General features: G+C 36.5%; 10 protein-coding genes. 9 read left to right on the top strand and 1 reads right to left on the bottom strand.

Annotation, left to right across the window (positions count from 1 at the left end; all coding sequences use genetic code 11):
• Positions 1-5: 5 nt before the first annotated feature.
• The 4 genes from CFK37_RS03725 to CFK37_RS03710 all read left to right on the top strand — a co-directional run bounded on the left by CFK37_RS03725 (position 6) and on the right by CFK37_RS03710 (position 5,461).
• Positions 6-1,520 carry a hypothetical protein gene (locus CFK37_RS03725; protein WP_089060620.1) on the top strand — a complete coding sequence of 505 codons (1,515 nt, stop codon included), beginning with the start codon at positions 6-8 and terminating at the stop codon, positions 1,518-1,520.
• A gap of 415 nt (positions 1,521-1,935) precedes the next feature.
• Entirely contained in the window at positions 1,936-2,145 is a 210-nt protein-coding gene (locus tag CFK37_RS19860) for a hypothetical protein (RefSeq protein ID WP_157724791.1), read from the top strand.
• 573 nt (positions 2,146-2,718) lie between these two features.
• Positions 2,719-4,785, top strand: coding sequence for a heavy metal translocating P-type ATPase (locus tag CFK37_RS03715; RefSeq protein ID WP_089060619.1), 2,067 nt, complete (start codon positions 2,719-2,721; stop codon positions 4,783-4,785).
• A 28-nt stretch (positions 4,786-4,813) separates the two neighbouring features.
• Positions 4,814-5,461 carry a YdhK family protein gene (locus CFK37_RS03710; RefSeq protein WP_089060618.1) on the top strand — a complete coding sequence of 216 codons (648 nt, stop codon included), beginning with the start codon at positions 4,814-4,816 and terminating at the stop codon, positions 5,459-5,461.
• Between the two features lie 65 nt (positions 5,462-5,526).
• Here CFK37_RS03710 and spoIIP read toward each other — a convergent pair whose 3' ends face one another.
• Positions 5,527-6,678 (bottom strand): stage II sporulation protein P, encoded by a 1,152-nt coding sequence (spoIIP, locus tag CFK37_RS03705; RefSeq protein ID WP_089060617.1) that lies wholly within the window; start codon positions 6,676-6,678, stop codon positions 5,527-5,529.
• Between the two features lie 180 nt (positions 6,679-6,858).
• Here spoIIP and CFK37_RS03700 point away from each other — a divergent pair, with 180 nt between their 5' ends.
• From CFK37_RS03700 to CFK37_RS03675, 5 genes are all read left to right on the top strand, one after another.
• Positions 6,859-7,569, top strand: a complete 711-nt coding sequence (locus CFK37_RS03700; RefSeq protein ID WP_089060616.1) for a cytochrome c biogenesis CcdA family protein — start codon at positions 6,859-6,861, stop codon at positions 7,567-7,569.
• Between the two features lie 77 nt (positions 7,570-7,646).
• Positions 7,647-8,804, top strand: coding sequence for a F510_1955 family glycosylhydrolase (locus CFK37_RS03695; protein WP_089060615.1), 1,158 nt, complete (start codon positions 7,647-7,649; stop codon positions 8,802-8,804).
• A 21-nt stretch (positions 8,805-8,825) separates the two neighbouring features.
• Positions 8,826-9,524 (top strand): response regulator transcription factor, encoded by a 699-nt coding sequence (locus tag CFK37_RS03690; protein ID WP_089060614.1) that lies wholly within the window; start codon positions 8,826-8,828, stop codon positions 9,522-9,524.
• Between the two features lies 1 nt (position 9,525).
• A complete protein-coding gene (locus CFK37_RS03685; RefSeq protein ID WP_089060613.1) occupies positions 9,526-10,902 on the top strand; it encodes a sensor histidine kinase in 1,377 nt (458 codons plus the stop codon).
• Positions 10,903-11,144: 242 nt separating this feature from the next.
• Positions 11,145-11,486: an AbrB/MazE/SpoVT family DNA-binding domain-containing protein gene (locus CFK37_RS03675; RefSeq protein WP_089060611.1), complete on the top strand. Its 342-nt coding sequence runs from the start codon at positions 11,145-11,147 to the stop codon at positions 11,484-11,486.
• Positions 11,487-11,611: the final 125 nt, after the last annotated feature.

Genomic DNA, 11,611 nt, shown 5'->3' with positions numbered 1-11,611 from the left:
GATAAATGGCTAATTTTGAAAAAAAGTTAGAAATTTTGTTATTGCGAAAAAATGAAAGTGATAATCAGGTCGATATTTTTGAAGAGATAAGTAACAATATTAACAAAAAATTCAATGTCCTCAGAGAAGATATAATCGCTCCGCAAGAAACAGATTATTATTTTGAGTGTGAAGATAACGAGGAAAAAATTTTAATAACAATTAATAAACGTACTTATAAAGATAAGATTCTCCTTTTTGCCGCATTGTTAATGCATCATGAAATGGAAGATAAACCTTTTTATGAGTTGAAAATATTACTGAAAAATACACTTAGACCATTATCCGAAAAAGTTTATTGGATATACGATGAACAAAATGAAAAGCAATCCCAAGAATTATACCAACTTACTAATAAAGCCGAAAATTCATTTCGTGTATTAATTGTTCATTTTATGACGTTCAAATATGGTTTAGATTGGTGGGAACATATTTCAAAAAAAATTAAAAAGGAAGATAGAATAGAGGGGTATCAGAGAGTCTTAACTGACCTTAAAGATATCAGTCTAGACATGTATTCTTTAGATATTAAAGATTTAACTAGATTGGTAGAAAGTGAATATACATTTGATGTTAATTTCACAATCGATATTAAGAACCATTATGAATTAACGACTGATAAAGAGATTGTCCGAAAAACGTTACGTAAAACACTAAAAGAATTGATTGATAAACCGTTTGAATATGATTTAAAAAGTGAAAAAGGGTTTTGGAAGAATGAGTTATCAGCATTCTTCAATGACCCTGAAAATTTCAAAAGTAAGTGGGATCGCCTGAGTAACGATCGCAATCATATTGCACATAACAAGATAATTGATTTAAATATGTATACAATTATGAAAAGAAACAGTGAATATGTAATTAGTGAATTAGAGGAAGCTATTATTAATGTCAGTCGTTCAGAAGTCACTCAAGAAGAAGCTGATTTCCGTGAAACTATGCATCAGGTAATGGTTGAAGAAACGAAAATTAGAGATGTAGAAGGAACTGGAGTAGGTATTTTAACGAGTAAACAAATTGAGGATGTATTTTTAGAATACTTACAGGAAAATATTCTATTACCAGCAGATGATATGTTATATTTTTGTGAAGCACTACAAAGTTACACTATTGAGGAGACTCCTGATATAACTAATCCACAAAAAATTATAGAGGTGATTGGATACCATGAAGAAAGTTTAACTTTATCCATCTTAAATTGCCACATTGATGAGGATGAAGGGGGAGAATCCGAACTTACCTTACAGTTTGAAATTGATTCAAAATCGGAAGAGTTTACATTGACTTACAAAAATACAACAGTCATTCTTAACGAAGACAATGTGTATATGATTGAAACCGAAGGAGAACTTAATTCTTATGATTTGGAAAAAGATGTCGATAAAGAGCAAGGTAATGATAATATGATAATTTTTCGCTTGGAACAATTGATTAATGAACAACCTAGCAACAGAGCATTGGAAAATATGGAAAATGATTAATATCCTTCGTTATCAAAAAGAGTCTCAACGATGTGTTCATACACCGAGTTATATTATTTTTAGGTGGAAATTAATACATAGCTTACTAGGGGTTTTGTTTTATTAGCTTTCCGTCCGTAAATGTACACTTTTACGAACGGTCCCTATAAATATTGAATGCATGGAATTAGTCGTTCATAAAATACCTGAAAATAATTGTGGACGTTCACTATTTTCTGTATACATTTACGAACGAAAACGGGTATACTTGAAGAAGAAAAACAGGGGATTAATAAGCGTGATAATTTTATTGATAAAATGAGTTGCAAAGATTTTCAATGGGAGAGGTACCAGCTCTTAAAATCAATCCTTCACCCGGGGGATATATTGTACATTCACCCCCCTCGATCGATTCGGTTGGAATAAGGGGGGAATTGTGCAGGAGTGGAATGCAATTACAAAGGAGCTTCACGCCGACATAGTAGTATTGGACTTGCCACTACTTGATACCACCCAATATAAAGAGAGCATGGGATTGTTTATAGCTGATCCTGGTTTGCAAATACTGCAGGAAGAACGGGAGTGTATCCGAAAACAACAGCGTGGAGAAAGTGATGTAGCCATGCAGCAGGAAAACCTTTCCTAAAGCGCACATTATAGATAACTTTATGGAAGCTTATTATGAATAGGGGGAATGGTGAGATTACAGCGACACGGGCCATGCAACAAGCTGAGGTCAAAAAACAACTTTTTACAAGTTTGTCAAACAACTGGAAGAGAGTCCGACATATTGAAGCTATCATACTATCGATAGCTCTTTTTTTACGCAAAATAAGTATTAAAAATGTGCAATATAAAAATTAATCGACACGGAACGTATTAATATTAGTATATTGTTATGTTTAAACAGACTTGTTTAATGAACGAGGTGAAAAAATGACTTTGGGATATACTCGGGTAGGTCTATACGATTGAATTTTTGAAGAGCAGCAATCAGGGATAAAATTTTCTAAAGAGAAGAGTATATAATTAAGCGTCAAATAATCCGCATCTAAATTAAATTAATAGGGTGGGGGTTATTTGATGCTTACCAGCAAATGGCATTTAAATTTTGTGTTATCTTTAAAAATTAGGAAATAATAAGCAAAATAATTTACCCATACCCCTCACTGGTATATGGTAATTGTTGAGTGGAAATAATATTGAGGAGGGAAGGAAAATGAGCGAACACATAAACCAAAAAAATGGACATCATGAACATGATCATGAAGAACATAGTGATCACAAACATCATGAACATGGCCATGAAGAACACAGTGATCATAACCACCATACTCACCATGCGCACATGATGGAGGATTTTAAAAAGCGTTTTTATCTATCATTGATTTTGACCATACCGATTCTTGTTCTGTCTCCAATGATTCAGGACGCGATTAATGTAGACTGGCGATTTACCGGAGATTTATATATTCTCTTTGGGTTGTCAACGATTGTCTTCTTTTATGGCGGATGGCCATTTTTAAAAGGAATGGTGGATGAAGTAAAACAGAAAGAACCTGGCATGATGACGTTAATTGCTATGGCTATTATTGTGGCATATGGTTATAGTTCCCTAACCGTATTTGGTGTTGAAGGACGTAACTTCTTCTGGGAGCTGGCTACCCTGATTGATATTATGTTAATCGGTCATTGGATTGAAATGAAATCAGTTATGGGTGCTACGTCGTCATTGGAACATTTGGTTGAGCTAATGCCAAACACAGCCCATCGGATTAATAAAAATGAGGACACAGAAGAAGTAAACGTATCCGAATTAAAAAACGGTGATTTGGTTTTGATAAAGCCAGGTGAAAAAATACCAGCAGACGGTAAAATAACCAAGGGTCGATCCGAAATTGACGAATCAATGCTAACAGGTGAATCTCTTCCTGTTTCTAAAGAGAAAGGGGAAGAGGCAATTGGCGGGTCTGTAAACGGGGAAGGTTCCCTAACCATTTCTATTGAAAAAACGGGTGAAGATAGTTATTTATCACAAGTTATAACGATGGTCCGTGAAGCACAGGAATCAAGGTCCCATACACAAGACCTTTCGGACCGCATGGCAAAATGGTTATTTTATATTGCAATGGCAGCGGGTATCGTGACCTTTGTAATATGGATTTTTGTTGGTCCATCATTAAGCTATGCCTTAGAACGAACAGTTACCGTAATGGTTATTGCATGTCCCCATGCACTTGGACTTGCCGCACCTTTAGTGGTTGCGAAATCAACAACACTTGCTGCGAAAAGTGGCTTGCTTATTCGGAAACGATCCAGTTTTGAGGAAGCAAGAAATATAGATGCCGTTATTTTTGATAAAACGGGTACACTGACATTAGGCGAATTTGGTGTAAGCAATGTCGTTTCCAGCGGAAATTTAAGCAAGGAGGACATTGTGAAATATACAGCATCACTTGAATCTCAATCCGAACATCCAATTGCAAGGGGAATCGTCAACTATGCAAAAGGACAAAATATTAGCTACCCACAACCAAATGAGTTTGAGTCGTTAACTGGTAAGGGTATTCAAGGCCAAGTAGATAACAAAAATGTAAAAGTGGTTAGTCCTGGCTACCTAAAAGATGAAAATATTGATTTTGATCAATCAGCATTTCAGCCATTAAGTGAGGAAGGAAAAACAATATCTTTTCTTTTGATTGACGATAAATTGGAAGGCTTTGTTGCACTTGCCGATCAGATAAAGGATAGCTCTAAGGAAGCAATAGCGCAGTTAAAAGAGATGAACGTGGAATCGATGATGTTGACTGGTGACAGCAATAAAGTTGCCCAATGGGTAGGTAAACAATTACAGCTTGATGCCATTACTGCAGAAGTTTTACCAGATGAAAAAGCTGATTTTGTGAAGAAGGTTCAAAAGGATGGTAAGCTTGTGGCAATGACTGGTGACGGTGTAAATGATGCACCTGCATTAGCAAACGCGGATCTTGGAATCGCAATCGGCGCGGGAACAGATGTAGCGATGGAAACTGCAGATATTGTTTTGGTTGAAAGTAATCCTAAAGACGTAGTGAATATTTTAGATTTATCGAAAGCTACGTACCGGAAAATGATTCAAAATTTATGGTGGGCGGCAGGATATAATATTGTCGCCATTCCGTTAGCTGCTGGGATACTGTTCCCGATAGGAATTGTATTGAGTCCAGCAGTTGGTGCACTGCTGATGTCACTAAGTACTGTAGTAGTAGCTATTAACGCACGGTTGTTCAAGTATGAAAAACAATAATTATACAAAAATCTGAAGGAGGATTAACATGAAAAGTAAAAAAATGATAGTGTTGGCGGTATTACTAATCGTTTCCGCATTTACATTGGCTGCATGTGGAAATAATGGTGATAATGAGGGAAATAACTCGGCCGATAATGGGGAAAATAACCAAACCGAAAATGCAGAAAATAACGCAGCCGATAATGGGGAAAACAAAGAAAAGAATTCTGATTCAGGCGAAGGTATGGATGGTATGGATATGGAGCATTCAGGATCAGGAGAAGTTCCAGAAGGATTAGCGGTTGCAGAAAATCCAAAGTATGAAGTTGGTAGCCAGGCTACCCTTACAACGGATCATATGCCAGGCATGAAGGACGCTGATGCTACAATAGTTGGCGCTTATGATACTACTGCTTATGTTATTTCATATACGCCAACAACCGGTGGTGAGAGAGTAAAAAATCATAAATGGGTTATTCAAGAGGAAATAAAAGGTGCTGGAGAAGAACCAATAGAACCAGGAACTGAAGTCACGATAACTGCATCTCATATGAAGGGGATGGATGGCGCAACTGCGACAATTGACTCCGCTAAACAAACCACTGTTTATATGATTGATTATATGCCAACAAATGGCGGGGAAAAAGTGACTAATCACAAATGGGTTACGGGAAGTGAATTAGCTGCGAAATAAATAACTTGGCAGCTCTTTTGAATATGTAAGATCCCACAAGCCATAGTATTTGTGGGATCTTCTTGTTATTTTTGTGCATTTACCTCTACAACACCCTCATAAATATCTTCGAAAACATCTGCAAATGCTCCAACGGTATTTGCTAATTCCTCCTTATTGTTGTCGATACCCCCTACTTCAATTAACAGTGATTTACTTGAAATATCCTGATTATAGACCCCATTACCTTCCGCTTTTGTTTTAACATATATGCCTTTGCTTAAGCCAGGATAACTTTCTTCAAGTTTTTGATGGATTTCCTTGGCAAACGATAAATTCTCTTGATAATGTTCATTTGCTTTTCCAACTACAAAGTATAACCTTGCATAACTTTTCCCATTAATGGTGGCAGTTGTGCTCTCTTTTCTTGCTGAATCCCTGTGAATATCTATATAGTAATCCATAGTTGGATTCTTTGAAGCCGCAGTTTCAACATATTCATGTGTTAACGTATATGAATTTCTGTAATCCCATCCCCTATCCCTTAAGGCCTTTGCAACATTTGATGAGTTATGCACCGTATTGATTCCGTATTCCTCGAATTTATTAGTCAACATGGTACCAACCAATACCACATTTTCACTGTTATCAATACTTGACGAGTCACTCGGTTTCACGTCCTCGTCTATTAGAGGTAAGTATCCTTCCCAGCTATGAGAATGGTAAATGTAAACAGAAGGATCTTTTATTTTATCTGTATCATTCGAATCGTGACTAGTCGGTTCTTTTTCTTCCGTCGGTTGATGCCCTTTTAATAATTTATCAAAATCAGGTGGCGGTGATTCATGAGGCAGATTGGAGTAGTTCGATCCTTCACCTGCGATATAAATTTCTGTATTAGCGATATTAAATCCAGGAATTTCTTGCATCATTAGAGTAGTAATATTGTCGGTTTTAATTCCGGTCACTGCTTCTAAGGCTAACTTAGAAAGTGAAGGGGTCTTAATTTCATCGCCGAGGAAGGTCTTAAATTGGGGGATTTCCTCTCCTAGTAAAAAAAGAAATGTATTTGTAAAAGGTTCTGAATTAACAAGCTGTTCAAGACCTTTAGATTGCAATATTTTTATTTGTACAGAAGGAATACTAATAATTAACGATGTAGTGAATAGTACGATAACTAAACCTATTGTGATGATAAAAAGGTTTGGATTATTATCTTTCGTATATTTGTTCTTCATCAATTTTCACCTCTAACTGAATCTATGAAATAAATAACAATAATAGAAGTAAAATTTGTTGTTCTAATAATACGCAAAACATCACAGTTTCTTCACAATTAAAACATATAATGGTTAATAGTCTTGGTAGATTATCCTGGGAAAGAGATTAAAAATAAATTAAAATAATGAGGGATGGTAATGGAAGATGTAAATTTACTTTTGGCACTAGCGGCTGGAGTGTTATCGTTTGTATCGCCTTGCTGCCTACCTTTATACCCTGCCTTTTTATCATATATAACAGGTATGTCAGTTGATGAAATAAAAAATGAAAAAGGAATGCTGCAAAAACGGGCGTTGCTCCACACAATCTTTTTTCTAATTGGATTTTCGATCATATTCATCGCTTTAGGTTTTTCTACCTCGCTGTTAGGTACTCTATTCACCAGCTACGGAGATTTAATACGGCAACTGGGTGCGGTGTTATTGGTTGCTCTTGGTCTAGTTATTATGGGTGTATATAAACCTGCGTTTATGATGAAGGAAAAAAGAATGACATTTAAAGACCGGCCATCCGGTTATCTAGGATCAAGTGTTATTGGCTTTGCCTTTGCTGCTGGCTGGACACCATGTATGGGTCCAATACTTGCAGGAGTAATTACCTTAGGAGTTTCAAATCCCGATCAAGCCTTGTTTTATATGATTGCATATGTACTTGGTTTTTCCATTCCATTTTTTATCATGTCATTCTTTATTGGAAAGATGAGATGGATAAAGAGGCACAATCGCTTAATGATGAAAATTGGCGGGGGGACCATGATCTTTATGGGGATTCTCTTGTTTTTTGATTTGTTGACAAAGTTAACCTCATTTTTGGCTAGCAACTTTTTCAATGGATTTACAGGCTTTTAACAAGCCCATACTTTCTTTAACATTATTGAGTACTATTGGGCGACTAAAAATTATGTCAAGGAGTGTAAAGTAAAAGAATGAAAAAATTAGTTTTATTGTTATTTACAGGTATCATTTTATTAATCGTTCCATTGAGAGCACTTGCCCATGGAAGTGAAGAACATGCTAGTGAAACTGCAGTTAATTATTGGAGTTATGGTTTAATAATTTCTTTTTTATTACTTGCAATTTTCCTCACTTTATTTATCACTGCTAAGACCAAAATGAAATATATGAATTTGAAAAACAAATCAAATCGTGAAAAACATACTGCAATGCGAAAACGAAATAGCCTCTATAAATGGGGATCCATATTGGCTTCTGTAGTAGTGGTTTTCTTTTTAATAGCGGTTAACGTAAATGGTGAAGATAAGGTAACGTTCACGCATATTCATGGTCTTGGGTACACAAGTGACGGAGAAGAACTATTTGTTCCGGCACATGATGGTTTAAGAGTTTATAAAGACGGATCGTGGACAACCCCTACAGAAGGTGCGAAACATGATTACATGGGATTTAATATGTTTAAAGATGGTTTTTATAGTAGTGGACACCCTGCGCCAAATTCAGATCTAGCAAACCCGCTTGGAATAGTCCGAAGTACGGATAAGGGTAAAACAATAGAAAAACTTGATTTATACGGAGAAATTGATTTTCATGGAATGACTGTTGGGTATGACACAGAGGAAATCTATGTATTTAACCCTTCCGAGAACTCTCGTATGAGTCAGCCGGGATTTTATTATTCCACGGATAAGACGAAGTCATGGAAACAAGCTGAACTAGCGGGGCTTGAAGGACAAGCAGGTACATTAGCGGCCCATCCAACTAAAAAAGGTGTGGTGGCAATCGGGACGGACCAGGGAGTTTTCCTATCCGAGAATCATGGTAATCAATTTGAAAAATTATCTGTTTCAGGTGCCGTATCAGCAGTTTCCTTTGGACATAAGAACAATTTGTTGGTGGCAACCAAGACTGATAAAATGAACCTTTTTCAAATTAATTTATCAACAAATGAAACGGTTGAATTAAATGTTCCTGACTTGGGTGAAGACGCTATAACCTATTTCAAACAAAATCCAGTAAACAGCAATGAATTCGTATTTGCTACAAATAATAGGGATATCTACATGTCTAGCGATAAAGGAAATACGTGGAATCAACGTGTAGATGAAGGTGTTGCTATTTCCCATTAAAGTCGTAAAGGTAGGGTGAGTATGAAAAGTAGAATTCTGGTTGTGGATGACGAATGGAATATGAGGAACTTGATTAAAATCTATTTGACTAAAGAAAATGCCCAAATTGATGAGGCAAAGGATGGGAATGAGGCGTTAAAGATGGTGGAGGAGAGGCCTTATGATTTGATGGTTTTGGATATCATGCTTCCGGATATTGACGGCTGGGAAGTTTGTTCCAGAATTCGAAAGACTAAACAAATGCCCATATTGATGTTGACTGCACGTAGTGATGTTAAGGACCGTGTTCAAGGTTTGACCATTGGGGCAGATGATTATTTGGTGAAGCCATTTGCGCCTGAAGAGTTAGCAGCCCGTGTCAATGCGCTATTACGTCGCAACACAATTAAAAATATGGAGACAGAACACACCCTACGCTTTGAGGGTATATTAATTAATAGTGAAAATAGAGAGGTTTTGGTTAACGGTGTTTCCATCGAGTTAACACCAAAGGAATTCGATATTCTTTCTACTGTAGCGAAGCAGCCAAAAAGAGTATTTACTCGAGAGATAGTATTAGATAAAATCTGGTTTCAACATGAATTTCGTGATTTACGCGCTGTAGACACACATGTGAAAAATATCCGGGAAAAGCTTAGAAAAGCCGGTCTGCCCTATAATCCAATAAAAACAGTTTGGGGTGTTGGATACAAATTTGGCACACCAGAGGATCATACATGATATGAATAAAATTGTATTCAAATTTGGCGGTACGATTATGGTGTTGTTTTTGATCGTATTATTACCGCTCGGATATGTAGCTAATCAAATTTTTACGAACTTTTATTATAGTCAGGCACAAGAGGAAATAGAGAGTTTATCAGAAAAATACGCTGGTACAATAACTTCATTAAATGATGAAAAGGTAGTTAATATGTTTAAAAACCTTGCCCATCTGACAAACAAGGAAATATATATAATCGATGCCAATGGAAAGCTAGTCGCGGACTCTGGTGTTCATATCATGAATGTATCGAATCAGGATCTCAAAACGTTATCTAGGGGTCAACCGGTTCAAAAAAAACTTAAGGATTCTAAATCAGGAATGAGCTACCTTGGATCGGGCCATCCGATTATCCAATCTGATATATTTAAAGGTGCATTTTTTGTCCTGACGTCCATAAATGATGTTCAAGAGCCAATAGATAAAGTCAGTGATTTATTAATGTTGTCTGCAGTAGGCGCATTACTTCTAGCACTTGGATTTACACTTGTTATTTCCAAGAAAATGTCGGATCCTTTATTAAAAATGGAAGGTGCAACACGTAACATTGCAAAAGGGAATCTGGATATACGTTTAAACATTACCTCTAATGATGAATTAGGGTCATTGGCGAGAGCAATCAATGATTTAGCATTTGAAACAAATCGATACCGCACAAATCGAAAAGAATTCCTTGCAAACATTTCCCATGAATTACGCACACCCATATCGTATCTGAAAGGCTATTCACAAGTATTAAAAAAGGGGCTCTACAAGACGGAACAGGAACGAATACAATACCTAGAGATAATCGAAGGCGAATCGGAACGAATGGTAAGGTTAATCAATGATCTGTTTGATTTGTCAAAAATGGAGGAAGGAAAAACAGATCTTCAATTGTCCGCCACCGATCTAATCGAAGTATTGGAAACTTCATTTTCTAAAGTCAAATTAGACCTTCAAAAAAAGGACATAACCTTAAAAAGACAAATTGACAAGGATATACCATATATTGAGGCTGACGGAATACGCTTAGAGCAAATCTTCACCAATTTGTTAACCAATGCAGTCCGGTATACGGAGAAAGGATTTATAAACGTCCAATTATGGAATGATAAGAATAGTGTTCATGTCATTATTGAGGATACTGGAATTGGGATTCCTGAAAACGATCTGCCACTAATTTTCGAACGATTCCACCGAGTTGAGAAATCACGCTCAAGGGATATGGGCGGAACAGGATTAGGATTGGCAATTGTAAAGAATCTAGTCGAACTTCAAAATGGAACAATAGCAGTAGATAGCCAACTTGGAAAAGGAACGATATTTCGGCTTAGCTTCCCAATAGCCAGGTAAGGGGGCAATATGAAAAAATTTGAATGGTTGATAGCCGCAGCATTGGTCATTATTGGGTTGAATTGTCTCACTGTATCCGCTACTACGATGTGGGAGTATCATTCGATCAATTCCTATCTAAAAACCTTTGCACACCTCTGTTTATGGATGGGATTGCCGGTATTAGTAGTAGGAATAATTTATATTATATTTCTTCTAAAAAAAAGAAACGATAAGAAATAGCTAAAAGGGGGTAGACGGTCTTGCTTTTGAGCAAGAAAAGTGGCCATGAAAAAATGTATGCATGGAACGAAAATAAACATTCTGTTGTGCTAACTAAAAGTTTCACTATTACGATACCCCATGATTTCAGACAAGAATTCGGAATTGGTCAAGAAGTGATCATCTATCTGAAATCTAATGCCATCATAATAAAGAAAAAAGACCATGAAACGATAGAAAATCAGGCCGTTATCAGCCGCAAAAGTTCTATATACATTCCAAAAGAAATTCGCACACTTGGAAAGGTTCAACCAGGTACTGAATTTGTGGTTATTGGTGAACGGGGTGACAAATTAATTAGATTAGTTCCTTATTGCAGCTAAATATTACCTGCATTAACCAGCTACAATTGGGATTCCTGCATCGTTGTGTGCAAACGCCTAGAATCGTTTGTTTATTAGTAATAATTCACCAACGAATCTACCATTAACCCTGTTGCTATATCCGC

The organism is Virgibacillus phasianinus (assembly GCF_002216775.1).
In the GTDB taxonomy this organism is placed as follows: Bacteria; Bacillota; Bacilli; order Bacillales; family Amphibacillaceae; genus Virgibacillus_F; species Virgibacillus_F phasianinus.
The sequence above is the reverse complement of the archived record's forward strand: the minus strand, read 5'-3'. Positions and strand labels throughout refer to the sequence as shown.

What these genes read in the sequence shown, in the direction of transcription:
- CFK37_RS03685 (WP_089060613.1), top strand. Translation starts at nt 9,526, where the DNA reads ATGAATAAAATTGTATTCAAATTTGGCGGTACGATTATGGTGTTGTTT.
- CFK37_RS03725 (WP_089060620.1), top strand. Translation starts at nt 6, where the DNA reads ATGGCTAATTTTGAAAAAAAGTTAGAAATTTTGTTATTGCGAAAAAAT.
- CFK37_RS03695 (WP_089060615.1), top strand. Translation starts at nt 7,647, where the DNA reads ATGAAAAAATTAGTTTTATTGTTATTTACAGGTATCATTTTATTAATC.
- CFK37_RS03700 (WP_089060616.1), top strand. Translation starts at nt 6,859, where the DNA reads ATGGAAGATGTAAATTTACTTTTGGCACTAGCGGCTGGAGTGTTATCG.
- CFK37_RS03710 (WP_089060618.1), top strand. Translation starts at nt 4,814, where the DNA reads ATGAAAAGTAAAAAAATGATAGTGTTGGCGGTATTACTAATCGTTTCC.
- CFK37_RS03715 (WP_089060619.1), top strand. Translation starts at nt 2,719, where the DNA reads ATGAGCGAACACATAAACCAAAAAAATGGACATCATGAACATGATCAT.
- CFK37_RS03690 (WP_089060614.1), top strand. Translation starts at nt 8,826, where the DNA reads ATGAAAAGTAGAATTCTGGTTGTGGATGACGAATGGAATATGAGGAAC.
- spoIIP (WP_089060617.1), bottom strand. Translation starts at nt 6,678, where the DNA reads ATGAAGAACAAATATACGAAAGATAATAATCCAAACCTTTTTATCATC.